The 24658-nt window shown below is 68.0% G+C and carries 28 protein-coding genes and 1 tRNA gene; 21 read left to right on the top strand and 8 right to left on the bottom strand.

Going from position 1 to position 24658, the window contains the following annotated elements:
- The first annotated feature begins 90 nt into the window (after nucleotides 1-90).
- The 6 genes from pgmG (at nucleotide 91) to SJY20_RS16715 (ending at nucleotide 5981) form a co-directional block, all read left to right on the top strand.
- Complete coding sequence (pgmG, locus tag SJY20_RS16740) at nucleotides 91-1461, top strand: phosphoglucomutase/phosphomannomutase PgmG (RefSeq protein WP_380788138.1); 1371 nt, start codon at nucleotides 91-93, stop codon at nucleotides 1459-1461.
- A gap of 48 nt (nucleotides 1462-1509) precedes the next feature.
- Nucleotides 1510-1962, top strand: a complete 453-nt coding sequence (locus SJY20_RS16735) for a PH domain-containing protein (protein ID WP_380788136.1) — start codon at nucleotides 1510-1512, stop codon at nucleotides 1960-1962.
- A 185-nt stretch (nucleotides 1963-2147) separates the two neighbouring features.
- Entirely contained in the window at nucleotides 2148-2912 is a 765-nt protein-coding gene (locus SJY20_RS16730) for an exonuclease domain-containing protein (RefSeq protein WP_380788134.1), read from the top strand.
- A 90-nt stretch (nucleotides 2913-3002) separates the two neighbouring features.
- Nucleotides 3003-4511 carry a CHASE3 domain-containing protein gene (locus SJY20_RS16725; protein ID WP_380788132.1) on the top strand — a complete coding sequence of 503 codons (1509 nt, stop codon included), beginning with the start codon at nucleotides 3003-3005 and terminating at the stop codon, nucleotides 4509-4511.
- Nucleotides 4508-4951: a response regulator gene (locus tag SJY20_RS16720; RefSeq protein WP_380788130.1), complete on the top strand. Its 444-nt coding sequence runs from the start codon at nucleotides 4508-4510 to the stop codon at nucleotides 4949-4951. Before SJY20_RS16725 ends, SJY20_RS16720 begins: the two co-directional genes overlap by 4 nt.
- A gap of 7 nt (nucleotides 4952-4958) precedes the next feature.
- Nucleotides 4959-5981, top strand: coding sequence for a sensor histidine kinase (locus SJY20_RS16715; protein ID WP_380788128.1), 1023 nt, complete (start codon nucleotides 4959-4961; stop codon nucleotides 5979-5981).
- A gap of 117 nt (nucleotides 5982-6098) precedes the next feature.
- Here the strand turns inward: SJY20_RS16715 and SJY20_RS16710 are convergent, their stop codons facing one another.
- The 3 genes from SJY20_RS16710 to SJY20_RS16700 are packed head-to-tail and all read right to left on the bottom strand — an operon-like array spanning nucleotide 6099 to nucleotide 7879.
- On the bottom strand, nucleotides 6099-6797 hold the full coding sequence (locus SJY20_RS16710) for an anti-sigma factor domain-containing protein (RefSeq protein WP_380788126.1): 699 nt from the start codon (nucleotides 6795-6797) through the stop codon (nucleotides 6099-6101).
- Entirely contained in the window at nucleotides 6790-7359 is a 570-nt protein-coding gene (locus SJY20_RS16705; RefSeq protein WP_380788124.1) for a sigma-70 family RNA polymerase sigma factor, read from the bottom strand. Before SJY20_RS16705 ends, SJY20_RS16710 begins: the two co-directional genes overlap by 8 nt.
- 22 nt (nucleotides 7360-7381) lie before the next feature.
- Nucleotides 7382-7879: a hypothetical protein gene (locus tag SJY20_RS16700; protein WP_380788123.1), complete on the bottom strand. Its 498-nt coding sequence runs from the start codon at nucleotides 7877-7879 to the stop codon at nucleotides 7382-7384.
- Nucleotides 7880-8032: 153 nt separating this feature from the next.
- Here SJY20_RS16700 and rpiB point away from each other — a divergent pair, with 153 nt between their 5' ends.
- Genes rpiB through SJY20_RS16675 form a run of 5 tightly spaced genes read left to right on the top strand, consistent with a single transcriptional unit; the run spans nucleotide 8033 to nucleotide 11213 of the window.
- On the top strand, nucleotides 8033-8467 hold the full coding sequence (gene rpiB, locus SJY20_RS16695; protein ID WP_380788121.1) for a ribose 5-phosphate isomerase B: 435 nt from the start codon (nucleotides 8033-8035) through the stop codon (nucleotides 8465-8467).
- Nucleotides 8464-9774 (top strand): serine hydroxymethyltransferase, encoded by a 1311-nt coding sequence (glyA, locus tag SJY20_RS16690; protein WP_380788120.1) that lies wholly within the window; start codon nucleotides 8464-8466, stop codon nucleotides 9772-9774. The genes rpiB and glyA overlap by 4 nt, the downstream gene beginning before the upstream one ends.
- A 3-nt stretch (nucleotides 9775-9777) precedes the next feature.
- A complete protein-coding gene (locus SJY20_RS16685; RefSeq protein ID WP_380788119.1) occupies nucleotides 9778-9957 on the top strand; it encodes a hypothetical protein in 180 nt (59 codons plus the stop codon).
- Nucleotides 9958-10419 carry a transcriptional regulator NrdR gene (gene nrdR / locus SJY20_RS16680; protein ID WP_380788117.1) on the top strand — a complete coding sequence of 154 codons (462 nt, stop codon included), beginning with the start codon at nucleotides 9958-9960 and terminating at the stop codon, nucleotides 10417-10419. It abuts the gene before it with no gap.
- A 23-nt stretch (nucleotides 10420-10442) separates the two neighbouring features.
- The gene (locus SJY20_RS16675; RefSeq protein ID WP_380788763.1) at nucleotides 10443-11213 is read left to right on the top strand and encodes an RNA methyltransferase; all 771 of its coding nucleotides are present in this window, start codon (nucleotides 10443-10445) and stop codon (nucleotides 11211-11213) included.
- 28 nt (nucleotides 11214-11241) lie between these two features.
- Here the strand turns inward: SJY20_RS16675 and SJY20_RS16670 are convergent, their stop codons facing one another.
- Complete coding sequence (locus SJY20_RS16670; RefSeq protein WP_380788116.1) at nucleotides 11242-11547, bottom strand: chorismate mutase; 306 nt, start codon at nucleotides 11545-11547, stop codon at nucleotides 11242-11244.
- A 187-nt stretch (nucleotides 11548-11734) separates the two neighbouring features.
- Here SJY20_RS16670 and SJY20_RS16665 point away from each other — a divergent pair, with 187 nt between their 5' ends.
- Both SJY20_RS16665 and rpsD read left to right on the top strand, forming a co-directional pair.
- A complete protein-coding gene (locus tag SJY20_RS16665; RefSeq protein WP_380788114.1) occupies nucleotides 11735-11947 on the top strand; it encodes a hypothetical protein in 213 nt (70 codons plus the stop codon).
- Nucleotides 11948-12114: 167 nt separating this feature from the next.
- Nucleotides 12115-12729 (top strand): 30S ribosomal protein S4, encoded by a 615-nt coding sequence (rpsD, locus tag SJY20_RS16660; protein WP_380788112.1) that lies wholly within the window; start codon nucleotides 12115-12117, stop codon nucleotides 12727-12729.
- A 120-nt stretch (nucleotides 12730-12849) separates the two neighbouring features.
- On the opposite strand, the gene SJY20_RS16655 is transcribed toward rpsD, so the two are convergent.
- Complete coding sequence (locus tag SJY20_RS16655) at nucleotides 12850-14835, bottom strand: alpha/beta hydrolase family protein (RefSeq protein ID WP_380788110.1); 1986 nt, start codon at nucleotides 14833-14835, stop codon at nucleotides 12850-12852.
- 198 nt (nucleotides 14836-15033) lie between these two features.
- Here SJY20_RS16655 and SJY20_RS16650 point away from each other — a divergent pair, with 198 nt between their 5' ends.
- Genes SJY20_RS16650 through aguB form a run of 4 tightly spaced genes read left to right on the top strand, consistent with a single transcriptional unit; the run spans nucleotide 15034 to nucleotide 18825 of the window.
- Nucleotides 15034-16641, top strand: coding sequence for a M28 family peptidase (locus SJY20_RS16650; RefSeq protein WP_380788108.1), 1608 nt, complete (start codon nucleotides 15034-15036; stop codon nucleotides 16639-16641).
- On the top strand, nucleotides 16642-17607 hold the full coding sequence (locus SJY20_RS16645) for an agmatine deiminase family protein (RefSeq protein WP_380788106.1): 966 nt from the start codon (nucleotides 16642-16644) through the stop codon (nucleotides 17605-17607).
- Entirely contained in the window at nucleotides 17607-17957 is a 351-nt protein-coding gene (locus SJY20_RS16640; protein ID WP_380788104.1) for a DUF3147 family protein, read from the top strand. Before SJY20_RS16645 ends, SJY20_RS16640 begins: the two co-directional genes overlap by 1 nt.
- 7 nt (nucleotides 17958-17964) lie before the next feature.
- Nucleotides 17965-18825, top strand: a complete 861-nt coding sequence (gene aguB, locus SJY20_RS16635; RefSeq protein ID WP_380788102.1) for an N-carbamoylputrescine amidase — start codon at nucleotides 17965-17967, stop codon at nucleotides 18823-18825.
- A 124-nt stretch (nucleotides 18826-18949) separates the two neighbouring features.
- Here the strand turns inward: aguB and SJY20_RS16630 are convergent, their stop codons facing one another.
- The gene (locus SJY20_RS16630; RefSeq protein WP_380788099.1) at nucleotides 18950-19648 is read right to left on the bottom strand and encodes a uracil-DNA glycosylase; all 699 of its coding nucleotides are present in this window, start codon (nucleotides 19646-19648) and stop codon (nucleotides 18950-18952) included.
- Between the two features lie 22 nt (nucleotides 19649-19670).
- Here SJY20_RS16630 and folK point away from each other — a divergent pair, with 22 nt between their 5' ends.
- The 4 genes from folK (at nucleotide 19671) to SJY20_RS16610 (ending at nucleotide 22484) form a co-directional block, all read left to right on the top strand.
- Complete coding sequence (folK, locus tag SJY20_RS16625) at nucleotides 19671-20159, top strand: 2-amino-4-hydroxy-6-hydroxymethyldihydropteridine diphosphokinase (RefSeq protein ID WP_380788095.1); 489 nt, start codon at nucleotides 19671-19673, stop codon at nucleotides 20157-20159.
- A 15-nt stretch (nucleotides 20160-20174) separates the two neighbouring features.
- Nucleotides 20175-20250 (top strand) — tRNA-Lys (locus tag SJY20_RS16620).
- A 54-nt stretch (nucleotides 20251-20304) separates the two neighbouring features.
- On the top strand, nucleotides 20305-21387 hold the full coding sequence (locus SJY20_RS16615; RefSeq protein WP_380788093.1) for a glycosyltransferase: 1083 nt from the start codon (nucleotides 20305-20307) through the stop codon (nucleotides 21385-21387).
- The gene (locus SJY20_RS16610; protein WP_380788091.1) at nucleotides 21384-22484 is read left to right on the top strand and encodes a glycosyltransferase family 4 protein; all 1101 of its coding nucleotides are present in this window, start codon (nucleotides 21384-21386) and stop codon (nucleotides 22482-22484) included. The genes SJY20_RS16615 and SJY20_RS16610 overlap by 4 nt, the downstream gene beginning before the upstream one ends.
- On the opposite strand, the gene SJY20_RS16605 is transcribed toward SJY20_RS16610, so the two are convergent.
- Together SJY20_RS16605 and SJY20_RS16600 are read right to left on the bottom strand one after the other, a co-directional pair.
- On the bottom strand, nucleotides 22435-23361 hold the full coding sequence (locus tag SJY20_RS16605; protein ID WP_380788089.1) for a formyl transferase: 927 nt from the start codon (nucleotides 23359-23361) through the stop codon (nucleotides 22435-22437). The genes SJY20_RS16610 and SJY20_RS16605 overlap by 50 nt on opposite strands.
- A gap of 67 nt (nucleotides 23362-23428) precedes the next feature.
- On the bottom strand, nucleotides 23429-24652 hold the full coding sequence (locus SJY20_RS16600; protein WP_380788087.1) for a hypothetical protein: 1224 nt from the start codon (nucleotides 24650-24652) through the stop codon (nucleotides 23429-23431).
- Nucleotides 24653-24658 lie beyond the last annotated feature (6 nt).

Genomic DNA, 24658 nt, shown 5'->3' with positions numbered 1-24658 from the left:
GTGACGGTGCACAGCCTTTCGTTACATTGACCTTTCCAACTGGGCCCCGGCCTTCGCCGGGGTGGTATTGGAGTTGAGAGCGGCGCTCGCATGACCCATCATTTCGACCCCGAAATCCTTCGCGAATACGACGTCCGCGGTATCGTCGGGCCCGCACTTGGCAGCGCCGACGCGCACGCGATCGGCCGCGGCTTCGCTACCCGGGTCCGCCGCGCCGGCGGCACCCGCGTCGCGGTCGGCTATGACGGCCGCCTGTCGTCCCCCGCGCTCGAAGCCGCACTGGTCGCGGGCCTGACCGCGAGCGGCGTCGATGTCGTCCGGATCGGCCTGGGCCCCACGCCGATGCTCTATTTCGCCGAGGCGACGCTAGAAGTGGATGGCGGCATCCAGGTAACCGGCAGCCATAATCCCCGCGACTATAACGGCTTCAAGCTCGTCCACGCGCATGCGCCCTTTGCCGGCGACGACATCCAGGACCTCGCGCGCTTGGCCGCGATCGGTGACTGGGAGGACGGGGCCGGGGCCGTCACCACCGCCGATGTGCAGGATGCCTATGTCGACCGGCTGATGCTCGGCTATGCCGGCGGCAGCTACCGGATCGGCTGGGACCCCGGCAACGGCGCATCGGGCGCGGTCGTCGAGCAGCTGGTCCAGCGCCTGCCGGGTGAGCATCATGTGATCTTCGCCGATATCGACGGCAATTTCCCGAACCATCATCCCGATCCCAGCGTCGAAGCCAATCTGGCCGACCTCAAGCGCCTCGTCGCGGACAAGAACCTCCATTTCGGCCTCGCCTTCGACGGCGACGGCGACCGCATCGGCGCCGTCGACGCGCAGGGCCGCGTCCTGTGGGGCGACCAGATCCTCTCCATTCTGGTCGAACCGCAGCTGCGCGAGACGCCCGGCGCGACGATCGTCGCCGACGTCAAGTCGAGCCAGGGGCTGTTCGACCGGATCACCGCGCTCGGCGGTACGGCCAGCATGGCGCCGACCGGCCACAGCCTGATGAAGCGGCGGATGGTCGAGACCGGCGCGCCGCTGGGGGGCGAGCTCAGCGGCCACCTGTTCTTCGCCGGCGACTATTACGGGTTCGATGACGCGCACTACGCCGCGATCCGGCTGATCCGCGCGATCCATCTGTCGGGCCTGTCGCTGACCGCGCTGCTCGACGCGATGCCGCAGTTCGTCAACACGCCCGACCTGCGCTTCGCGGTCGAGGATGCGCGCAAATTCGCGGTGGTGGACGAGGTACTGGCGCGGCTCGAAGCCGAGGGTGCCATCGTCGACCGCACCGATGGCGCGCGGGTCACGACGCCCGACGGCTGGTGGCTGCTCCGCGCGTCGAACACGCAGGCGATGCTGACCGCGCGGGCCGAGGCGCGCGACCAGGCCGGGATCGACGCGCTGATCGGGCAGATCGACGCGCAACTCGCGCAGAGCGGCGTCGTCCGGACCGATTGACAGCCCGACGCGCTCGGCTACCGTCGCTGCTTTCCCAGGGAGTTACGCGTGGAGCGTTCGGTCGACGAATTCAGGTCCAGTACCACGCGCTGGCTGGTCGGCAGTTTCGCCGGATGGGGGACGCTGCTGACCTGCCTGGTGGGGGTCGGATTCGTGCTGATCGGCGTGCGCTGGCTGAAGAACCGCGCCGCGACCTACGAGATCACCGACCAGCGCCTGATCGTGAAGCGCGGCATCCTGTTCAAGACGATCGACGAGATCGAACTCTACCGGATCAAGGATGTCCGGCTCGGCTATTCGCTGCTCAACCAGATGGTCGACATCGGCACGATCATACTGACCTCGACCGACCGCACCACCGCGGGCGGCGAGTTCACCTTGCGCGACGTTCCGATGGCACGCGACCGCCGCGAAGGCATCCGCAAGCTGGTCGACCGCGCCCGCCAACGCCGCGGCGTGCGCGAGATCGATGTCGATCACGAGGGCGGGTATCTGGACTGACCTGAGCCGACATCACTCACCACACCCCCCCCGCGCCGTCACCCCAGCGAAGGCTGGGGTCTCCCTGTTGGAGAGCGCAGCACCCGCCCCGAGGAGATCCCAGCCTTCGCTGGGATGACGGAATATGGCGGTTATCGCTGGTAGATTGCTGGCATTTCTTCCCCCGAACGCCCACCTAGCCCTCGATGCCTCCAAAGCCCCAGCCCCAGATCATTCGCGTCGTCGACCTAGAGACGACCGGTGCCGCTCCTCCCGCGCACGGCGTGTGCGAGATCGGCTGGCAGGACGTCGCGCTGGGCGAGGACGGCCGTTGGGAGCTGTCGGGCGAGGGGGGCAGCATCCTGGTCAATCCGGGGCGTCCGATCCCGCCGGTCACGCAGGCGATCCACCACATCCTCGACGAACAGGTCGCAGACGCGCCGTTCTGGCACGACGTCGCGCGCCGGGTGCTCGATCCGTGGCCGCGGCGCATCGCGCTTGCCGCGCACCGGGCGGATTTCGAACAGCAGTTCTGCACCGCAACGCTGACCAAGGGGGCGGACTGGATCTGCACGTGGAAGTGCGCGCTGCGGCTGTGGCCCGATTCGCCGAGCTTCTCGAACCAGGTGCTGCGCTACTGGCGGCGGCCGCACGGCATCGACCACGAACGCGGGCTGCCGGCGCATCGGGCGTTCCCCGACGCGTACGTCACCGCGTTCCACCTGCGCGACCAGCTCAACGAGGCGAGCGTGGCGCAGTTGATCGAATGGTCGACCAACCCCGGGCTGATCCCGCGGGTCCGCTATGGCCCCGATCGCGGCAAGGACTGGCGCGAGATCGACCACGAATCGCTGATGGGGTTCCTGACCGATCGCGACCCCGACATCCGCTTCACCGCGAACGCCGAGATGGACCGTCGTACCGGCGGCGGCGCGGTCGGCCGGCCGAGCGCGCAGGACCTGTTGCTATAGTCCGTGCGCACCTATTCCAGGCGCCTGTGGAAGAACATTTAGTATACACCGTCGCTGGCGTTCCGGTCCTTGGAGCGCTAGCAGGCGGCGATGCCGCAGACCCGGACCAAGCTCGTCACGAACAACCGGCCGATCGGTCGCGTGCTGCTGACCTGCATGGTCCTCGGGTTCGCCAGCCTGATCGCCGCGGGGGTGGCCGCCGGCTGGCTGACCGGGCGTAACCAGGAGCATGTCCGCTGGGTCAACCACACCTATGAGGTCGAACTGGCGATCGCCAACGCCAGCATCGCGATCGAGCAGGGCGAGACCCCGCGGCGCGGCTATCTGATCACCCGCGCGCCGGTCTATCTCGAAACCTATCTGGCCAACCGCGCCAGGCAGCCGGCAATCCTGGCGCGCGTCGGGCAGCTGACCGCGGACAATCCTAGGCAGCGCGCCAATTATGCACGGCTGGTCACGCTCGTCGCAGACCTGCAGCGCCAGCGCGACCTGACCGTGTCGATGGTCCGGCAGGGCCGTGGGCGCGAGGCGATTGCCGCGTTCTTCGGCGAGACCGGGGCCAAGCGGATGAAGACGATCCGCAGCCTCGCCGCGCAGATGGCGGACGAGGAACGCCGCCTGCTGAAGATCCGCGACGCCGACCAGATGCGCAGCGTGCGCGCCTTCTACGGCGTGCTGGGGATCGCCGGGCTGATCCTGCTGGTCGTTGCGATCCTCTCGGTCGCGACGGTGATGCGCTACACCCGCGACCTGACGCGATCGCGCGACAGCCTCAACATGCTCAACGAGACGCTCGAGGACCAGGTCGCGACCCGCACCGCCGACCTCAGCCTCGCGAACGACGAGATCCAGCGCTTCGCCTATATCGTCAGCCACGACCTGCGCTCGCCGCTGGTCAACGTGATGGGGTTCACCGCCGAGCTTGCCGCCACGATCACACCGCTGGAGGAGCTGCTCGAACGCGCCGAGGCGATCGCGCCCGATATCGTCACCGAGGAGGCCCGGCTCGCGGTGCGCGAGGACCTGCCCGAGGCGGTCGGTTTCATCCGCACCTCGACGCAGAAGATGGACCGGCTGATCAACGCGATCCTGAAATTGTCGCGCGAAGGACGCCGCGTCATCACCCCGGAACCGCTCGACATCGCCGAGATCGTCGGTGCGATCCACGGGTCGATGCAGCACATCATCGAGGACCGCGGCGCGACCGTTTCCGTCGAGGGCGTCATTCCCGGGGTCGTCAGCGACCGCCTCGCGATCGAGCAGATCCTGTCCAACCTGATCGAGAACGCGACCAAATACCTGAAACCCGGTCGGCCCGGCGTCATCGTCGTATCGGGGCACGAGGAGCGCGGGCGGGTGATGGTGTCGGTGGCCGATAACGGCCGCGGCATCGATGCGCGCGATCATGCCCGGGTGTTCGACCTGTTCCGCCGATCGGGTGCGCAGGACCAGCCCGGCGAAGGGATCGGGCTCGCGCATGTCCGCGCGCTAGCCTATCGTCTGGGCGGCACCATCGACCTTAGCTCGGAACTCGGCGAAGGCGCGACGTTCCGTCTCAACCTGCCAAAGACACTGACCGTCCAGGATATAAAAGCATGAACGCACCGCAGACCGTCGGCATCGTGATGATCGAGGACGACGAGGGCCATGCCCGCCTGATCGAGAAGAACATTCGCCGCGCCGGTATCTCGAACGGGATTCGCCACTTCACCGACGGCACCACCGCGCTCGACTTCCTGTTCAACGCACCCGAAGGGCCGGCGCTGAACGGCCCCGCGCTGATCCTGCTCGATCTCAACCTGCCCGACATGAGCGGCACCGACATCCTGGTGCGGATCAAGGCGGAAGGCAGCCCGCTGCGCCGCACCCCGGTCGTCGTGCTGACCACCACCGACGACAAGATCGAGATCCAACGCTGCTATGATCTCGGCTGCAACGTCTACATCACCAAGCCGGTGAACTATGAGAGCTTCGCGACCGCGATCCGCCAGCTCGGGCTGTTCCTGTCGGTGATCCAGGTTCCCGAGATCGAGGCGTAGCAAAGGCGTGACGCGGGTCCTCTACATAGACGACGACGCAGGGATCCGCCGGCTGGCCGCGCGTGCGCTCGGCCGGCGCGGCTATGAGGTGACGGTTGCAGAGGGTGGCGCCGAAGGGTGCGTGCGCGCCGCCGCCGACCGCTACGACCTGATCGCGGTCGATCACTACATGCCCGGCATGGATGGGCTGGAGACGCTCGCCGAGCTCCAAAAGCTGCCCGATACCCCACCGATCGTCTATGTGACCGGATCGGAAGAAGGCCGCATCGCCGTCGCCGCGCTGAAGGCGGGCGCCGCCGATTACGTGGTGAAGACTGTCGGCAACGATTTCTTCGACCTGCTCGCCGCGACCTTCGAGCAGGTGCATGCGCGTGCGCTTCTCGAACAGGCCAAGACCGCGGCGGAAGCCGAACTGCGCGCCACCAACGCGCGGCTCGAGGCGCTGCTGGGCGAGGTCAACCACCGCGTCGCCAACTCGCTGCAACTCGTCTCGGCGATGGTCCGGCTGCAGTCGACCGCGCTGACCGATCCGTCCGCGCGCGAAGCGCTGGAGGATACCCAGCGCCGGATCCAGGCGATCGCGCAGGTCCATCGCAGGCTGTACACCACCAACGACGTCGAGAGCGTCGACATGCGCGAATATCTCGGCGCGCTGGTCGACGAACTTGCGGAGACATGGTCGACCGACGCGTTGCCGCGCGCGCTCAGCATCGCCGCCGAGCCGATCCGCCTGCCGACTGATCGCGCGGTGTCGCTGGGCATCATCGTCACCGAACTGGTCACCAACGCGTGCAAATACGCCTATCCGTCCGGCGGCGGCGAAGTCCGCGTCGCGCTTCGGGCGGATGGCGACGCGTTCTTGCTCGCGGTCGAGGACGATGGCTGCGGGATGCCCGCCGACGCCACCCCGCGTGGGACTGGCCTCGGCACCAAGCTGATCCGCGCGATGGCGCAGAGCCTGCAGTCGATCGTCGAATACGACCCGACCCATACCGGCGTCCGCGCCACGTTGCGCGCGGCGGTTCGATAGCGTCGACCCTGTTCGTCATCCCGGCGAAAGCCGGGACCCAGAGTAACACTGTGCAGCATCTGTAACCTTGGGTCCCGGCTTTCGCCGGGATGACGGAAAGAGCGGCGATGCGGGGGATCAGACCCGCGAGAGCACACCCTTCGCGATCACCGGCCCGGTCGGAAGCCCGGTCGGCGACCCGCCGGTCGGCTCCACCGAAATCGCCAGCACCGCGCCAGCGACGATCCGCGCGCGATTCGCCGCGGTCAGCCGCAGCGTCGCTGGCGCGGCTGCCAGCAGCGCCAGCGGATGCGGCACGCCGTCGCCGCCGATCGCCCACAACTGCGCGACCTTGCCCGAATCGACTGCCGGTGCCGCCGCGATCCGCAGCGACCCTGCGGCTGCATCGAATGCCGCCGCGACCGGTCCGGCTTCGCCCGCATCCAGCGTCGCGACCAGCAGGCTGGTCGGCCGTGCAGCGGGTACTGGCTGAGACACCGGTACGCTCGGTCGCGGATCGACGATGATAAACAGCAACAGGCACGCCGCGATCGCGCTGCTGACGATGGCCAGCACCGGCCACGCCAGTCGCCGCACCGGTGCGACGACGGCACCGTCGAGGGTCGCTGCGATCCGTGCCGCGACATGCGGTCCGGCTGCGACCTCGGGCCACAGGTCGAACAGCGCCGCGAACCGCTCACGCCACCATTCGACATCGGCGGCGAATCCCGGTTCGGCGAGGACGCGGCGCAGCGCGGCGGCGCGCTCGTCGCCTTCCAGCAAGCCGAGCGCCAGTTCGGCGGCCGTCAGATCGGCATGAAGTTCGGGGTCAGCCACGCAGGCAATCCTTCAGCCGCGCAAGGCCGCGGCGAACCCAGCTTTTCATCGTCCCGAGCGGCACCGCACGGGCTATCGCGAGCTCGGCATAGGTCACGCCGTCGAAGAATGCGGTACGGATCGCGTCGCGCTGTTGCCCGTCTAGCCCGTCCAGGCAATCGAGCAGACGCTGCGCATCCTCGTTGGCCAGCATCATGCGCTCGGCACCCTCGCCGGGGTCGGCGATGTCGGGGACGTCGTCGATCGGGCTGGTCCGCCGCACGCCCTGCGCACGCCGCCAGTCGATGGCGCGGTTGCGTGCGATCGTCGCCAGCCAGGTAATGGGGCTCGCCCGCCCCGGCTCCCAGCCGCTCGCGCGTCTCCATATCGTGATATAGACGTCATGCAGCACGTCCTCCGCGGCCTGTCGCTCACCACAGATACGCAGGGTGATCCCGAAAAGCTTCGCGTTGGTCAGCCGGTACAGTTCGTCGAACGCCGCACGGTCCTCCGTGCCGGTTCGCAACAGCATGTCCGCCAGATAGGCACGGGCGGTATCGGCGGTGGAGGAAGAGGGCGTCACAGGCACCAGCCTAGCGGCTGGATCATTTGCGGCAATAGCCTTCGCCGGGCTTCACCGTCAGGCATGTCGTCTTGCCCGCCAGATATTTGAGCCCGGTCGCATCGCCATCGGTCGGGCGCAGCGTTTCGCCGACGCCGTTGCGCTCGAACACGATCGTATCGCCCTTCGCCGTACCCTCGAACGTGCCTTTGTTGTCGAGGTCCCATTGCATGGCGAGACGGAAGCGTCCCGGTGTGCCGGCGGCCGTGATGTCGAGATACATGCCCTCCACGCCGACCCAGCGCCCGGCATAGTCGACCGGTGCGGCCGCAGCCTGCGCGACGTTCGCCGCGGGGCCCGGTTCGGGTAGCACGCTGTTGTCGATCGCGCCGGCCGAGGTCATGTTGCCGTCGCTGCGCGTCTCGGGCGCGGGGCCCGAACACGCTGCGAGCGCAAGCAGCAGGAGGACCGCCCCGTGTGCCCGTCCGCAATGACGGAAGATCTTTCGGCTATGCTCGGTACTTGCGGGAATTTGGGGCATGAAGCGGGTCCGCCTTAACCTGGGATGCCTCGACAACGGCTCGTCCCCTGACCGCGTTCCCCCGGCCCGAACGAACCGCGCGAACAGGTGTGGCATTCCCAGCCGCCTGCCGGTAAAGCCGCGAAGGTCCCGTCCGCCACAGGAACCCGCCCGATGCGCATCGCCATCGCGTCCGACCACGCCGCCTATTCGCTCAAAGCCACGCTTGCCGCCTGGCTGCGCGAGAGCGGTCACGACGTGCTTGACCTCGGCACCGACGGTACCGCCAGCGTGAACTATCCCGATTATGGTTTTGCCGTCGCCGCCGCGCTCGCGGACGGTCGCGTCGAACGCGGGATCGCGCTGTGTGGCTCGGGGGTCGGCATCGCGATCGCCGCCAACCGCAACCCGGCGTGCCGCTGCGCGCTGGTCTCCGAACCGTTGTCCGCAGCTCTGGCGCGCACGCACAACGACGCCAACGCCATCGCGCTCGGCGCCCGCCTGATCGGCGAGGAAATGGCGAAGGCCTGTATCGACGCTTTTCTCACCACCGACTTCGCCGGTGGCCGCCACCAACACCGAGTCGACATGCTAAGGGAATTCGCATGAGCACCCAGCCCCAGACCCTCACCGACGTCCAGCCGGACGGCTTCTTCACCCGCGACCTCGCCGACGCGGACCCCGCCGTCTTCGCGGGAATCGAACATGAACTCGATCGCGAGCAGACCCAGATCGAGCTGATCGCGTCCGAGAACATCGTCTCGAAGGCGGTGCTGCAGGCGCAAGGCTCGGTCTTCACCAACAAATACGCCGAGGGCTATCCCGGCAAGCGCTATTATCAGGGCTGCGCGCCGTCGGACGAGGTCGAGACGCTCGCGATCGAGCGCGCAAAGCAGATTTTCGGCTGCGGTTTCGCCAACGTCCAGCCGCATTCGGGGGCGCAGGCCAACGGCGCGGTGATGCTCGCGCTGGTCAAGCCCGGCGAGACGATCCTGGGCATGAGCCTCGACGCCGGCGGCCACCTGACCCACGGCGCGCGCGCGGCGATGTCGGGCAAGTGGTTCAATGCGATCCAGTACGGCGTCGACCCGGTCACGCACCTGATCGATTACGACCAGGTCGAGGCACTGGCCGTCGAACACCAGCCCAAACTGATCATCGCCGGCGGCTCCGCCTATCCCCGCACGATCGACTTCGCCCGCTTCCGCGCGATCGCGGACAAGGTCGGCGCGTATTTCATGGTCGACATGGCGCATTTCGCCGGGATCGTCGCGGCGGGCCTTCACCCGACCCCGTTCGGCCACGCGCATGTCGTGACCACGACCACGCACAAGACGCTGCGGGGCCCGCGCGGCGGCATGATCATGACCAATGACGAGGCGCTGGCGAAGAAGTTCAACTCGGCGGTGTTCCCGGGGCTGCAGGGCGGTCCGCTGATGCACGTCATCGCCGCCAAGGCGGTCGCGTTCGGCGAAGCGCTCCAGCCCGACTTCAAGAGCTACATCGCCGCCGTCGTCGAGAACGCCAAGGTGCTGGCAGCAACCCTCAAGGAGCGCGGTGCCGACCTCGTCTCGGGCGGCACCGACACGCATCTGGCGCTGGTCGATCTGACCCCGCTGGGGATCACCGGCAAGGATGCCGACGAAGCGCTCGAGCGCGCCGGCATCACCTGCAACAAGAACGGCATCCCCAACGATCCGCTCCCGCCGGTCAAGACCAGCGGCATCCGCGTCGGTTCGCCCGCGGGCACCACCCGCGGCTTCGGCCCCGCCGAGTTCCGCGAGATCGGCCACATGGTCGCCGACGTGCTCGAGGGGCTGCGTCAAAACGGCGAGCACGGGGACCCAGAGGTCGAGGCGGACGTTCGGACCCGTGTGCGTGCCCTGTGCGCACGCTTCCCCATCTACGAAGGATAATCCATGTCGAAGTTCGATGAGATCCAGAACGACGTGAAGAGCACCCCCGGGCTCGGCAAGAGCATGGCCAAGTGGAGCGCGCTGGGCGCGGTCGTGGCGATTCCGATCCCGGTGATCGGCCCGATCTTCGGCGCGCTCGCAGGCGCCGGTTACGCCTATTACAAGGGTAAGAAGTCGGTCTGAATGCGCTGCCCATTTTGCGGACATGAAGACAGCCAGGTAAAGGACAGCCGCCCCACCGAAGACGGGGCGGCTATCCGGCGCCGGCGCCAGTGCGAGGGGTGCGCCGCGCGGTTCACGACGTTCGAACGCATCCAGCTGCGCGACCTGTTCGTGCTGAAGAGCGAGGGCCGCCGCGAGGCGTTCGATCGCGAGAAACTGCTGCGTTCGCTGGCGATCGCGACGCGGAAACGCGCGATCGAGCCGGTACGGATCGAGAAGCTGGTGAGCGGCATCCAGCGCCAGCTCGAGACGCTGGGCGAGAACGAGGTGACGTCGAAGCGGATCGGCGAGATGGTGATGGACGGGCTCAAGGGGCTCGACTCGGTCGCGTACATCCGCTTCGCCAGCGTCTATCGCGACTTCAGCGAAGCGAAGGATTTCGAGGCGTTCGCCGGCAGCGTCGAAGAGGTCGGCCGCGAGTGACAACCGACACCCCCGCGTCGGACATGAGCGGCGCCGCAACTCTACCCCCCATCATCGTCATGGTCCGCCCGCAACTCGGCGAGAACATCGGCAAGGCGGCGCGCGCGATGCTCAATTTCGGGCTGGTCGAGATGCGTCTGGTCAGCCCGCGCGACGGCTGGCCCAACCCGTCGGCCGGCCCTGCCGCCAGCGGTGCCGACATCGTGCTCCAGAATGCGCAGGTCTATGACAGCGTCGCCGATGCGGTCGCCGATTGCGAACACGTCTATGCGACCACGGTCCGGAAACGCGGCGTCACCAAGCCCGTCGTCACGCCCGAAGTCGCCGGCACTGCGATCCATGCCGGCCCCGGCCGCTCTGCGATCCTGTTCGGGCCCGAGCGATCGGGGCTGGAGACCGACGACGTCGCGGTCGCGCGGACGATCATCACGGTGCCGATCAACCCCGAGTTCGGCAGCTTGAATCTCGCCCAGGCGGTGATCCTGGTCGCGTATGAATGGTCGAAGGGCGTCGCGCTGGCGCAACCACCCGAAGTCGAGATGCCGGTGCCGTCATCGCAGGACGAGCTGGACGGCATGATCGCGCAGCTCGACGGCATGCTGGAGGGGGCAGGCTATTTCTTCCCGACCGATCGCGGCCCTGCGCTGCGGCGGACGCTCAGAACCCTGCTCACCAAGCCCGCCTGGTCGTCGTTCGAGATCCGCACGCTGCGCGGCGTGCTCTCGGCGCTGGCTGGCAAGCGGCCGCGGCCTGCCCCCGTTCGTCAGCCTGACGAAAGTCAGGGCTCGGAGTAACAGGTCGCAACGACAAACAAGCCGCGCGCTACCGCCGGTCGAACGCCGCCAGTTCGTACGCGATCGATGCCTCGACCAGCGTCTCCCACAGGTCGCCGACTACGGCCTCGGGCACGCCAAGCGCCACGGCTTCGGCACGCGCATTCTCTATAACCTGCGCCTTGCGGTCTTCGTCGCGGACGGCGTCGCGGCCAGGCTTGATGCGTGCGGCCGCGTCCATGTACGAGAACCGACGCGCGAGCAGTGCGACCAGTTCGCGGTCGAGCGTGTCGACGCCGACGCGGACCTCGATCATCGTGGTGCAGGCGGGGCCGGGAAGGGGCGTTTCGGACATGGCGTTCCATAGCCCGGTGCTGCGTCATGTCCAGACCGGCGGCCTTTCGCAAAACCCCCGTTCTAAACCCACGCCCAAAACCACCCAGCCTGAAATTGAGCTGGGCATATCGAAATCAGTCAGTAGTATTTACTGATAAACCGGCGCGGTCGTCGCGCCGACATGATGAAAGTGCGCCCTTATGCTGATGCTGCTTGCTCTCGCGCTTCAGACCGCAACGCCGACGCCCGCTGTATCGTCCCCGGCGAAACCCGTGGTCGAAAAGCCGAAATGCCGACGACTGGACACCACCGGCAGCATCATGGGCGAGCGGACCTGCCACACTGCCGCCGAATGGAAGGCGATCGACGCCGCCAACGCCGCCAATGCCGACCGCTATCGTAACGATCGCGCGCACTGACCTTGACCTGCGCGCGCCTCTCTGCCAGAGGCCGCGGCTTCGCGACAGGCCCCGCACCCCGGTGAAGCGGCGGCCCTGCCGATCTTCGGATCCAAGCAGGCGATACCGGGAATGATCCGTGCCAGCGATGGCGCGGGTCCGTCGTTAGCTATTGCCAAGGATTATCTATGTCGAAGCGTCAAAGCGCGAAGTACAAACTCGACCGTCGCATGGGCGAGAACATCTGGGGTCGTCCCAAGAGCCCGGTCAACAAGCGTGAATACGGCCCCGGCCAGCACGGCCAGCGCCGCAAGGGCAAGGTCAGCGACTTCGGCATCCAGCTGCGCGCCAAGCAGAAGCTCAAGGGCTATTACGGCGACGTCACCGAGAAGCAGTTCCGCGCCTGCTACACCGAAGCCGCACGCATGAAGGGCGACACCGGCCAGAACCTGATCGGCCTGCTCGAGCAGCGTCTCGACATGATCGTCTATCGCGCCAAGTTCGCGCCGACGGTGTGGGCCGCGCGTCAGCTGGTCAGCCACGGCCACGTCCGCGTAAACGGCGTGAAGTGCAACATCGCATCGCGCCGCTGCTTCGTCGGCGACGAGATCACGCTGGGTTCGAAGGCGCAGGAAATGGCGCTGGTGATGGAAGCACAGAGCCTCGCCGAGCGCGAAATCCCCGATTACGTTGCTCCGGACGGCGCCGCGAAGATCACCTTCACGCGCGTCCCGACGCTCGACGAAGTGCCCTATCCGGTGAAGATGGAACCGAACCTGGTCGTCGAATTCTACTCGCGATAAGCGAGTAGAATTCGACGACCGGCCGGCGGTGCCCAGGCACCGTCCGACGACGCGGCTTAGCCGCGGCGCGGTCCAGAGATAGAAAAAGGGCGGTCCCGCGAGGGGCCGCCCTTTTTCGTGTCACATCTTCATCGCGGTGCGGAGGAAGTTGTCCGCCTTGTCGAGCAGGTCGGTCCGCGCGACATCGTCGTCGAGCTGGTGGTCGAGCCCCTTATATTCGACGAGTTGCACCGACTTGCCCGCGCCCTTCAAACGCGACGCCATCAACTGGCTTTCGCGGATCGAGACGTTCTGGTCGCGGTCGCCGTGGAATAGCAGCACGGGCGCCGCGAACCGGTCGGCATGGCGTGCTGGCGACCCCTCCTCAGCGGTGATGCGCGTCCCGAACGTCTGGTCGAGCGAGGCCGGCGTCGAGTCGCCCTTCCACTCTTCGCGCAGCATCTCGAAATCGGTGACCGGCGCGACCGCGACGATCGCCTTGAACAGAGTCGGGTCGACCGCGCCCGACTGCAGCGCGGCATAGCCGCCATAGGACCAGCCGACGATCGCCATCTTGGCGGGGTCGGCGATCCCCTGCTTTACCAGCCAGCGACCGCCATCGTCGATGTCGCCGACCGCGGTCTTCCAGGAGCGGAAGCCGTTCTGCTGGAACCAGCTGTCGCCGTAACCGGTCGATCCGCGGTAATTGGGCTGCAGCACGGCATAGCCGCGATTGGCGAAGAACTGCGGCAGCCAGTCGAAATTCCACTCGTCCCGCGCCCAGGGGCCGCCATGCGGCAGTACGACCGTGGGCAGGTTGCGCCCATCGCTGCCCGGCGGCAGCGTCAGATAGCCCGGGACCATCGTGCCGTCGGCGGCGGGAAAGCTGATCGGCTTGACCGTCGCCAGCTTCAAGCTCGCCAACTGCGGACGGATCGGCAGGATCTCCGCCAGCTTCTTGCTTGCCTTGTCGAACAGATAGAAGCGTCCCGGATCGGTATCGGCGCCGGCGAACATCACCAACTTCTGCTCGTCTGCGCTCGCATCGACGAAGCTCGTCAGCGGCGCGCCGGGCAACGCCTTGGACAGCGAGGTGGCGAATTGCTTGAGCGGGGGATCGAACATCGCGGTCTCGCGCTTGTCGGTGATCCAGCTGGCGCCGACGACGCGGCCCTGCCGGCCGACCTGGACCAGTTGATCGACGTCGGCGTCGGGGCGTTCGAACACCAGATTCTTGGTCATGCTGCCGTCGAGCGCGATGCTGTATACGCCGATGCGACCGCCGGACGAATCCAGCCCGTAGACGACGTCAAGATCGGGATCGACCGCCTCGGGCTCGAATCCCTTGGCGCGGCCGCCCGATATCGTCACCGTCGTCAGCGGCAGCCATTCGCGGCTGCCCTTGCGGCGATAGAGGAAATCATACCGGTCCTTGCTCTGCCCGAGCGTGGTGGTCGGGCGTCGCGCCATGATCCGCACCACGCCGCGACCATCCGTGATATACCCCGCGACGCCGCCGCGCGGCTGCTCGACGATCGTGCGGTCGAGCGTACGGGTGTCGACGCGTTCGACCGCCAGGCCTTCGCTAGTCTGCGCGGTCAGGTGCCCGGTCGTCATCTCGGGTACGACATAGCGCTGCATCAGCGCGCTGCCGTCGCCCTTCTCGCCCAGCCAGTCGATCACGCCGCCGCCGCCCAGCGCGATGCCGAGCGAATATTGGTTGGCGCGTGCGCTCAGCAGCTTCTGGTCGCTGCCGTCCGAATTGAGCGAGAACAGCCGGGTAAAGCCGTAGAACGACGTCCCGATCTGGTCGATGACGTACAGTCCGCACACCAGCCGCGTGTTGGTCGACCAGCGACAATATTGCAGCCGTTCCGGATTGCCGCTCGATCGCAGGATTGGTTTAAGCCCGGTGCTGCCGTCCATCGCGACGACCGACAGCACCGCGCCGCGCCCCGCGGTCGGCTGGATCACCGCCAGCGACTTGCCGTCGGGGGATATCGTCACCCCGATCACATTGTCGCGCGCGCCGAACCGCTTCGCCGCGTCGCTCGGCTCCGCGGCCTGCAGGCTGCCCGTCACTGTCGTCGTCATCGCGGTCGCCAGCAGCAACGCAGCCGGCGCCAACCAAGATTTAACCCTCACTGAATCCCCCTATTTTCAATCCCCTGCGAACAGTATCGCAGCCGGCCGCGCTTGCAATCGCTTGGATCGATTCTCGTGCCGGTTCGTGGACAAGTCCGAATCCCGATGCGAAAAGAGCGCACTCGTCCGACCGGAGACCGCCCGATGCGTTGCCTCATCCCCGCCTTGCTCATCTTGCCGATGCCGCTCGCGGCCCAGACCCGATCGGCGCCAGCTCCTGCCATTTCCGTCGAGACGCTGAAGGCGGTCACGCAGGAACTGTCGTCCGACGCCTATGAGGGCCGTGCGCCGACTACGCCTGCCGAGGACAAGACGGTCGCGTACATCGTCAAGCGCTTCCAGGCGGCGGGGTTGAAGCCCGGCAACAAGGGTGGATGGACGCAGGACGTGCCGATGGTCGAGCTCACCGCCGCCAACGTCGCGCCCTATGTCTTCACCGGCGGCAAGGCGCCCGTCAGCCTCGCCTATCGCACCGACATGGTCGCCGGCACCTACCGCGTCGCGCCCCGATCGGCGGTCGCGAACAGCGACGTCGTGTTCGTCGGCTACGGCGTCACCGCGCCCGAAAAGGGCTGGGACGATTATGCCGGCGTCGACGTGAAGGGGAAGACCGTCGTCATCCTGATCAACGACCCCGACTGGCAGACGATGTCGCGCGATGGCCCGTTCGAGGGTCGCGCGATGACGTGGTACGGGCGCTGGCCCTACAAGTTCGAGAATGCGGCGAAGCATGGCGCGGCCGCCGCGATCATCGTCCACGACACCGAACCCGCCGCCTATCCCTGGGCAGTGGTGCAGTCGTCCTGGACCGGGCCTCAGCTGGAGCTCGACGAAAAGGGCGACCATCTGGACCAGAGCCAGGTGATCGGCTGGATCCAGAAGGGCGCCGCCGAACGCGTCTTCGCCAGCGCCGGCAAGGACTATGCGGCCCTTGCTGCCGCCGCCAGGGTCAAGGGGTTCAAGGCGGTCCCGCTGGGCCTGAAGATGAGCGCATCGTTCGATACCGCGATCCGCCGCCAGGCGTCGAAGAACGTCATCGGCGTCCTTCCCGGCACCACCGCGCCCGGCGATACCGTATTGTACACCGCGCACTGGGATCACCTCGGCCGCTGCGACGCGGTCGATGGCGACGACATCTGCAACGGCGCGCTCGACAACGCGAGCGGCGTCGCCGGATTGGTCGCGCTCGCCGAGGCACAGGCCAAAGCCGGTCCCGCCAAGCGCTCGATCGCGTTCATGGCGGTGACCGCCGAGGAATCCGGGCTGCTCGGGTCGCGCTACTATGCCGAGCACCCGATTTACCCGCTCGCGCGCACCGTCGGCGGGGTCAACATGGACGGCCTCAACATCAACGGCCGTGCCAAGGACTTCGTGCTGGTCGGCGCGGGCAAGTCCGAGATCGAGGATCTGGTGAAGCCCTTCGTCACCGCCCAGGGCCGCGTGATCGGGACCGAGGCGAACCCCGAGCGCGGCAGCTATTACCGCTCCGATCATTTCAGCTTCGCCAAGCTCGGCGTGCCGATGCTCGACGGCGGCAGCGGCGAGGATCTGGTGGTCGGCGGCACCGCGGCGGGCCATGCCGCGCGCGAGGATTATGTCGCGCACCGCTATCACAAGCCGCAGGACCAGTATGACGCCAGCTGGAACTGGTCCGGCGCGATCGAGGACCTGACGATCTATTACGGCTTGGGTCGCACGCTCGCCGACGATACGACGCTCTGGCCGAACTGGTACAAGACCGCGGAATTCCGCACTATTCGCGACCGCGATCGCGCAGGAGCCAAATAAGTGACGATACCCCCCCCGGCCGAATGGGCGCACCACGAAGCCGTCTGGATCGGCTTTCCCAGCCACCCCGAATTGTGGCGCGAAGACCTCGACCCAGCGCGCGAGGAAGTCGTCGCGTTCGCGCGCGCCGTCCACGCTGATGGCGCGGGCGAGACCGTGATCCTCGTCGCCGCCGATGACGAAGCCGGCGAGGTCGCCGCGCGGCTCGCGCCGTTCGCGCAGGTGGTGGTCGAGCCGTTCGGCGATATCTGGCTGCGCGACACCGCGCCGATCATCGCCGGCGACGGCAGCGCGCGCGATTTCGAGTTCAACGGCTGGGGCGGCAAATACGACCTGCCCGGCGACGACAGCATCGGCCACCGACTGGCCACCACCCGCGACCTGTCGGTGCATGCCTGCGACTGGGTGCTCGAGGGCGGCGCGATCGACGGCGACGGCACCGGAGTGATGGTGACGACCCGGCAATGCCTGCTCAACGACAACCGCAACCCGACCCTGACCGAGGCCGAGATCAGCGCCCGCCTGCGCGACGACCTGGGGTTCACCACGGTCGTTTGGCTGGGCGAAGGGCTGCTCAACGATCATACCGACGGTCATGTCGACAATCTCGCGCGCTTCGTCGGCGAGGGCCGCGTCGCAATCCCGCAGGCGACCGAGAACGACCCGAACTGGCTGGTCTATCAGCACGCCAAGCGCGATGCAGAGGCCGCCGGGCTCGAAGTGGTGACGATCCCGTCGCCCGGCCGCGTGCTGCGCGACGACGAGATCGTGCCGGCCAGCTACATGAACTTCTACATCGGCAACGCCGCAGTCGTCGTGCCGCTTTACGGTGCGGAGAACGACGCCGCCGCGGTGGCGGCGATCCAGGCGCTGTTCCTCGATCGCACCGTCGTCGGCCAGCGCGCCGACCACATCCTGACCGGCGGCGGCAGCTTCCACTGCATCTCCCAGCAGATTCCGGGATGATGCTGCAGTTCGCGGTCCGTGCGATCCTGTCGGGGATCGTCGTCGCGCTGATCGCCCTCGTCGCGCGTCGCAATCCGGCATTCGGCGCGCTGGTCGCGTCGCTGCCGCTGCTGTCGGTGCTGGGCATGATCTGGCTGTGGCACGACACCGGCGACCGCGTCCGCCTGGCCGCGCATGCCGAGGCGACGTTCTGGTACGTGCTGCCGTCGCTGCCGATGTTTCTGCTGATCCCGGCGCTGCTGCGGCACGGCGTCGGCTTCGCGCTGTCGCTGGCTGCCGGTTGCGTCCTGACGATCGCACTCTATTTCGCGAGCGTTACCATCGCCGCGCGCTTCGGCGTGACATTGTAGGACCCGCATGACCCAGATCACCGTCGCCGCCATCCAAGCCGGCTTCACCCCCGACATCGACCGCAACATCGCGCACGTCTCGCGGCTGATCCGCGAGGCGGCGTCGCGCGGCGCGCAGGTGATCTTGCCGCCCGAACTGTTCGAGGGCGAATATTTCTGCCGTGTCGAGGACGAGGGGCTGTTCGCCAACGCCGCACCGGTCGGCGAGCACAAGGCGGTGCTCGCGATGCAGGCGCTGGCGGAAGCGCTGAAGGTCACGATCCCGACCAGTTTCTTCGAAGCCGACGGCCCGCATCACTACAACAGCCTGGCGATGATCGGCCCCGACGGCGAAGTGCAGGGCGTCTACCGCAAGAGCCACATCCCCGACGGCCCGGGATACGAAGAGAAATTCTACTTCCGCCCCGGCAACACCGGCTTCAAGGTCTGGCCGCATGCCTCCGCAACCGGCGCGGCCAAGCTCGGCGTCGGCGTCTGCTGGGACCAATGGTATCCGGAAACCGCGCGCGCGATGATGCTGATGGGTGCCGAGGTCCTGTTCTACCCGACCGCGATCGGCAGCGAACCGCACGACACCTCACTGGATACCGCCCGCCTGTGGCGCCGCGCGATGGTCGGCCACGCGGTCTCCAACGTCGTGCCTGTCGTCGCGGCGAACCGCGTCGGCGTCGAGCACGGCCAGACCTTCTACGGCACCAGCTTCATCACCGACGAGCGCGGCGACATCCTGGCCGAGCTAGGCCGCGAGGACGAAGGCGTGATCACCGCGACGATCGACCTCGACATCGTCAAGCGCCACCGCGCCGCCTTCGGCTTCTTCCGCGATCGCCGCCCGGACCTGTACGGCCGGCTGGTCCAGGACGTCTGACCGCACCGCCGGTCATCCGCTGCCCGTCATCCTGACGAAAGTCAGGACCCAGAGCCCCAAGCGCCGCGGCCTGTAACCCTGGGTCCTGACTTTCGTCAGGATGACGAAGAGGGGTGAAACGCCCCTAAACCGTCCCGCGCAACTCCACCGCCCGCGCGAACACCGCCGCAAACATCTCGGGCGTCAGTATCCCGGTGTTCTGATTATACCGCGAGCAGTGAAAGCTATCGATCAGCACCCGCCCATCGGGCATCCGGTGCTCCGCGCCATGCGCGAACCGCGCCTTGGGCAGCCGCCCGCCGAGCATCTTCACCGCCGACTGGTGCGCGACCTGGCCCAGCGCGATCCACACGCGCGCCGTCGGCAACGCGTCCGCCTGCGTCTCGAGGAACGGGCGGCACGTCCGGATTTCCTCCGGCGTCGGCTTGTTGAGCGGCGGCAGGCAGCGCACCGCGTTGACGATGATCGCGCCGTGCAGTGCCAGATCGTCCGGCGGGGTGTTGGCATAGGTCCCGCTCGCCAGCCCGAACGCGGTCAGCGTATCGTACAGCAGCGGCCCGCTGGCATCGCCGGTGAACGGCCGCCCGGTGCGGTTGGCGCCGTGCTTTCCCGGCGCAAGCCCGACGATGCCCAGCCAGGCCTCGGGATCGCCGAACGCGGGGACGGGCGCGTTCCACCAGTGCGGGAACTCAGCGCGCATCTCCTCGCGTACCGCGACCAGGCGCGGGCAGCGTGGGCAATCGCGTGGCGGCTCGCTGTCGGGCAAGGGAAGGGGCTGCGGAACGGGCAGTGCGACGTCCGGCGAAGAGAGTGTCAAATCCATCGTGGTGCGGTAGTCCGCCGGCATGCGCCCCGCAACCTGTGCCACGACCTACGCGATCGCGCTCGGATCGAACCGCTGGAGCCGCCACGGCGCACCCGCCGCGACGATCCGCTCTGCGCTGGTGGCGGTCGGCGGCATCGTCGCGGTTTCGCCGATCATCGCCAGCGCACCGCTCGGCCCCTCGATCCGCCGCTACGCCAACGCCGTCGCAATGATCGAGAGCACCGAAGACCCGGCCGCGCTGCTCGTCCGCCTGAAACGAATCGAACGCGCCTTCGGTCGCCGCAGAGGGCGGCGCTGGGGCAGCCGCGTGATCGATCTCGACATCGTGCTGTGGTCGGGCGGCGCGTGGATATCGCCCGGCCTGGCCGTGCCACACGCCGCGTATCGCGACCGTAACTTCGTCCTGGGCCCGCTGGTGACGATCGCCCCCGACTGGCGCGACCCGCGAACCGGCGAAACGATGCGTCACCTGGCCGCGAAGGTTGACCGACCGCGACCGCGCACCTAGGTGCGGCGCACGGTGGGGCCCATAGCTCAGTTGGTAGAGCAACGGACTTTTAATCTGTAGGTCTCGGGTTCGAGTCCCGATGGGCCCACCATTCACTCGATCGATAAGATTGGCGCGTCGGCGGCGGCGACGCTAACCGACCGCGATGCGTTCGCCCCCGTCGATCCTCGTCGTGCTGCACGATTTCGCGCTGGGCGGCACCGAGCGCGTCGCGGTCCGGCTCGCCACCGCGATGGCGGGCCAGGGCGCGGCGGTGACGATTTTTGCCGGGGCTGGATCGGGCCCGTTGCGCGCGATGGTCGGGCCGGACGTTGAGGTCGTCGTTGCCGATCCACCGATACCCCGGACGCGCGGTTCGCGTCGCAAACTGGCCCGTGCGGCGCGCGCGTTCGTCGACCGGCGGCGGTTCGACGGGGTGTTCGTCCCCGGCAATTTCCACTGGCCGGTCGCCGCGGCATTGGGCGGCAGCGGCATCCCCGTCGTCGCGCAGGTCAGCGCGGCGCTCGACAAGCCGCAGCGCGGCCGGGTGCGCCAATGGGCGTTCGAGACGCGAATGCGGCACCTGCTGCGCCGCGCCGATGCGGTGGTCGCGCTGTCGGATATCGCGCGTGATCAGGCGAACCGGATCCTCCGCCGTCCGGTCGCCAGCGTGATCGCGCTGCCCGCACTCGACGACGACCTCGCGCCACCGCTTGCCGTTCCCGACAGCCATCCCCCGATCGTCCTCGCAGCCGGGCGGCTGGTTCCTGAAAAGGGCTTTGCCCGGCTGGTCGAGGCGTTTGCCGATCTGCCCCCCGCTGCCGCACGCCTCGTGATCGTCGGCGATGGTCCGCAGGCCGGCGGGTTGCAGTGGCTGATCGAGGAGCTGGGCATAACCGACCGCGTCACGCTGGCCGGCTATGTCCCCGATATCCGCCCCTGGCTCGACTCCGCGCGGCTGCTGGTGCTGGCGTCCGATTTCGAGGGATTCCCCGCGGTGCTGGTCGAAGCGCTCGCAGCTGGGCGCCCGGTGGTCGCGACCGATTGTACCCCGGCGACACGATTACTGGTCGACGGCGCGGGGATCGTCGTTCCGCTGAACGACAGCGTGGCGCTCTCGCAGGCGATCGCGAACATCTTCGCGCAGCCGGCGCCCGATCCGGCCCTGCTGGCGGCGTCGGTCGCGCATCACCGGATCGGCGCGGTCGCGGGCGCCTATCTCGACCTGTTCGACCGGCTGCGGCGATGACCGCGCGCCCGATGCGGATCGCCTATGTGATCAACTCGGTCGAGGGTGGCGGCGCGGCGTCGCCGGTGCCCGCGATCCTCGACGTGCTGCGGCAAGGCGGCGCCGAGGTCGCGGTGTTCGCGCTCACCGCGCGTGACCGTCGCGGCGAACCGGCGATGCGCGCTGCGGGGATCGACGTCCGGGTCCGCGATGGCGGCGAGACCGACCACGTCGCCGCGATGCGCTGGCTCGATGCGACGCTGCGCGACTGGGCGCCGACGCATCTGTGGACCTCGCTGACGCGCGCCACGTTGCTTGGCCAGCTGGTCGGTCTCCGCCGCGGCTGGCCGGTCGTCAGCTGGCAGCACGCCGCGTTCCTGAAGCCCGCCAACCAGATCCTCCTGCGCGCGATGCAGCGGCTCTCGCGGCTCTGGGTGGGCGACTCGACGACCGTGACCCGCCTGACCGCGGATCGGCTCCACGTGCCACCCGAGCGCCTGACCCTATGGTCGATCTTCCGCGCCGATCCGGACGCCCCCCAGTCAATGCCCTGGCAGCCCGGCCAGCCGGTCCGGATCGGCAGCCTCGGGCGCCTGCATCCGGTGAAAGGCTATGACGTCCTGGTCGCGGCGCTCGCGTTGGTCGACACCGTCACGCCGTACGAGGTGGTGATCGCTGGCGACGGTGCCGAGCGCCTCGCGCTGCAGGCGCGCGCGGAAACGCTCGGTGTCGATCTGCGCCTGGCGGGCTATGCCGACGATCCCGCTACCTTCCTCGCGGGCTGCCACCTGTATGTGCAGCCGTCGCGTTCCGAAGGGCTCTGCGTCGCGGCGCACGAGGCGATGCAGGCGGGGCTGCCGGTGATCGCATCGGCGGTCGGCGAGCTGCCGGCGAGTATCGTCCCAGGCGAGACCGGCGCGACCGTGCCGCCCGGCGATCCGGTGGCGCTGGCGGCGGCGTTGTCGGCGGTGCTGGCCGATCCGGCGTCGCTAGCCGTCATGGGCCAGGCGGCGCGCGCCCGCGTGCTGGCGCTGTTCGGGCCCGACCGGTTCGCGGCGACGGGCCTGGCTATCCTCGCCCGGATGCGCGCGTTCGGATCCAGCGACCCAGCTTCCTGAGCTCGCGCACCGCTTCGATCGACAGCCCGTGCAGCGACAATTCGGTCCGCTTCATGTCGACCAGCGTCACCGGCCCCGCGGCCGACAGCGTGTGCAGCCCCTCCACGAACGGCGCCGCCGTGTCGGGTGCGGTCAGCCGCGCACCGGTCTCCGCCGCGAATGCCGTGCGGGTCAGCGTCGTCACGGTCAGCAGCCGGATCGCGCCGCCATAGGTCCGGGTGCAATCCTGCATCGGCAGCACGATCCGCCCGTCGACGATAACCGGCATGCCGCCGGGTCGCGCGCTGGCGACATCGACGCGGACCGGATTTGCCGGATGCGGCGTCCACGGCCCGGCCAGCCGCTCGGCATAGGCGACATGCAGCGAGCTCATCTTGTCGGCCTCGCGGTCCGCCGAGGTGTAGAACAGCCACCACAGTCCGTCCTTGAACACCGGCGTTGCATCGACCGCGACATGATCGAGATCGATCACGTGGTGCGCCTCCCACCGGTCCGGGAACGCGACCGCGCGGTACAGCGTCAGCCGCTTCGACCGGTGCGCCTCGGGCAGCATCCACGTCTCGCCCTCTGCCTCGAACACCAGCGGATAGGACAGATGCCACGGCTCGTTCAGGACCGGGCGGCGGTCGACCAGCTGGAACTCGGCGTCATAGACCAGCACCTCGATCGCGCCGATCCGGACGCGGTAGTCATAGGTCTCGACGAACACGTACAGCCGTCCGTCGCGCCACAACCCGAACGGGTCGGCGAGAAACCGGAAGCTGTCCATCGGCGGCAGCCAGACGCGCGCGAACCCGTCGATCGATCCGCGGGCGACGATCGCCTCGGCGGTCGCCATCACGATGGCGGGGCGCCAGATATCCTTGCGTAGAGCCACTGCTGCGTGTCGATCCTAGGGCGACGCCGTGCGGTGGCGCCTTGATGACCGGCCTTCTCGCGTCGCTTCAGGCTACGCGCAACCCTTCCGTGCCGGTGACGGCGTCCAGCTCGCGGTCGGGAAGGACGTGCGGGGTGGCCGTGCCGAGCACGCTCATCACCGCGCGCGCGGCGCGGACTGCGGAGCGTTCGGCGGTCAGTTCGAAGCTGCGCTGGAACAACGCGCGCTGCACCGGGCGATAGCGGTCGTGCAGCGCTGCCGCGCGGTCGATCGCGTCGCCGAGCTGTTCGGTCCCGGTCACGACCTCACCGGCCTGCCAATGCGCATAGTTGGCATCGCCTTCCCACTTGGTCGCATGCGCATCCAGGAACACGCAAGGCCGCGGCTGGTGGAGGAACTCGTACACCTGGCTGCTGACGTCGCCGAGGTAGATGTCCGCCGCCGCGGTGTAGGTCATGTCGGTCGATGCCGCGCTGCCCAGGTCGATATGGATGTTGGGCGCGTCGCGGAAACGCCGGTCGATCGTCCCGGCGCGGTCGACGCGGAACTTGTCGATCGTCAGCACGAACTTGCGGTGGAACAGCATGACGTGCGGCGCGAAGATCAGATTGTAGCGATCGTCGTGGAGGAAATGCTCGAGCACCGCGCGGCCCTGCGCGTACCACGATGACAGATGCGGCGACGGGTGCGGGTTGTAGAGCACCGTGGGTTTGCCGTTCGCCTGGAACGGCAGCCGCGGTGCGGGCTCGGGCATAAGGTCGAACTTGGGATAGCCGATCAGGCTCATCCGTTCGGGCGCCACGCCTGCTTCGGTCATCAGCCGCTGGCGGATCTTGCTGCCGGACACCAGCACATGGTCGAACATCGCGCTGTGCTTGTTGAAGCCGATCGCGCGGTCGCCGGCGCCGTGGCGGGTGTGGATGATCTTGAGATCGTCGAGCCCGTAGCGCGTCTTGAGTAGCAGCGAGGTCTTCTCGGCGACGACGAGTGCATCGAGCGAGCGGAAGAAATCGAGGTTGTCACGGTACACGCCGATCTTGGTGACCGGCACGCCCCATTCCAGCGCCCCCGCCAGCATCCGCGTCAGCGGCCGGCGCAGCCCGAGCTGGACCAGTGGTACCTCGACGTTCAGCCGCGCGCACAAGCGCCGCACCTCGGCGGTCAGCCGGTCGTTGGTGGTCGCGACGACGATCTCTGCCTGAGGATAGCCCTGCGCCATCGCCAGCGCGGTGGGCAGGGCGTGGGCGACCTGGTGGACCTGGTCGTGGTTGAACAGAAAGCCGATCTTCATGGCCGG

This window comes from Sphingomonas sp. R86521, from assembly GCF_042466235.1.
Taxonomy (GTDB): domain Bacteria; phylum Pseudomonadota; class Alphaproteobacteria; order Sphingomonadales; family Sphingomonadaceae; genus Sphingomonas.
Note: the sequence above shows the minus strand (reverse complement) of the source record. Positions and strands in the feature narration are given on the sequence as shown.

Excerpts from the sequence above, each read along its gene's own strand:
- SJY20_RS16600 (WP_380788087.1), bottom strand. The coding sequence starts at position 24,652 with ATGAAGATCGGCTTTCTGTTCAACCACGACCAGGTCCACCAGGTCGCC.
- SJY20_RS16700 (WP_380788123.1), bottom strand. The coding sequence starts at position 7,879 with ATGCCCCAAATTCCCGCAAGTACCGAGCATAGCCGAAAGATCTTCCGT.
- SJY20_RS16630 (WP_380788099.1), bottom strand. The coding sequence starts at position 19,648 with ATGGATTTGACACTCTCTTCGCCGGACGTCGCACTGCCCGTTCCGCAG.
- rpiB (WP_380788121.1), top strand. The coding sequence starts at position 8,033 with ATGCGCATCGCCATCGCGTCCGACCACGCCGCCTATTCGCTCAAAGCC.
- rpsD (WP_380788112.1), top strand. The coding sequence starts at position 12,115 with ATGTCGAAGCGTCAAAGCGCGAAGTACAAACTCGACCGTCGCATGGGC.
- SJY20_RS16610 (WP_380788091.1), top strand. The coding sequence starts at position 21,384 with ATGACCGCGCGCCCGATGCGGATCGCCTATGTGATCAACTCGGTCGAG.
- SJY20_RS16685 (WP_380788119.1), top strand. The coding sequence starts at position 9,778 with ATGTCGAAGTTCGATGAGATCCAGAACGACGTGAAGAGCACCCCCGGG.
- SJY20_RS16650 (WP_380788108.1), top strand. The coding sequence starts at position 15,034 with ATGCCGCTCGCGGCCCAGACCCGATCGGCGCCAGCTCCTGCCATTTCC.
- pgmG (WP_380788138.1), top strand. The coding sequence starts at position 91 with ATGACCCATCATTTCGACCCCGAAATCCTTCGCGAATACGACGTCCGC.
- glyA (WP_380788120.1), top strand. The coding sequence starts at position 8,464 with ATGAGCACCCAGCCCCAGACCCTCACCGACGTCCAGCCGGACGGCTTC.
- SJY20_RS16675 (WP_380788763.1), top strand. The coding sequence starts at position 10,443 with ATGAGCGGCGCCGCAACTCTACCCCCCATCATCGTCATGGTCCGCCCG.
- SJY20_RS16720 (WP_380788130.1), top strand. The coding sequence starts at position 4,508 with ATGAACGCACCGCAGACCGTCGGCATCGTGATGATCGAGGACGACGAG.
- nrdR (WP_380788117.1), top strand. The coding sequence starts at position 9,958 with ATGCGCTGCCCATTTTGCGGACATGAAGACAGCCAGGTAAAGGACAGC.
- SJY20_RS16615 (WP_380788093.1), top strand. The coding sequence starts at position 20,305 with ATGCGTTCGCCCCCGTCGATCCTCGTCGTGCTGCACGATTTCGCGCTG.
- SJY20_RS16725 (WP_380788132.1), top strand. The coding sequence starts at position 3,003 with ATGCCGCAGACCCGGACCAAGCTCGTCACGAACAACCGGCCGATCGGT.
- aguB (WP_380788102.1), top strand. The coding sequence starts at position 17,965 with ATGACCCAGATCACCGTCGCCGCCATCCAAGCCGGCTTCACCCCCGAC.
- SJY20_RS16670 (WP_380788116.1), bottom strand. The coding sequence starts at position 11,547 with ATGTCCGAAACGCCCCTTCCCGGCCCCGCCTGCACCACGATGATCGAG.
- folK (WP_380788095.1), top strand. The coding sequence starts at position 19,671 with ATGCGCCCCGCAACCTGTGCCACGACCTACGCGATCGCGCTCGGATCG.
- SJY20_RS16640 (WP_380788104.1), top strand. The coding sequence starts at position 17,607 with ATGCTGCAGTTCGCGGTCCGTGCGATCCTGTCGGGGATCGTCGTCGCG.
- SJY20_RS16730 (WP_380788134.1), top strand. The coding sequence starts at position 2,148 with ATGCCTCCAAAGCCCCAGCCCCAGATCATTCGCGTCGTCGACCTAGAG.
- SJY20_RS16665 (WP_380788114.1), top strand. The coding sequence starts at position 11,735 with ATGCTGCTTGCTCTCGCGCTTCAGACCGCAACGCCGACGCCCGCTGTA.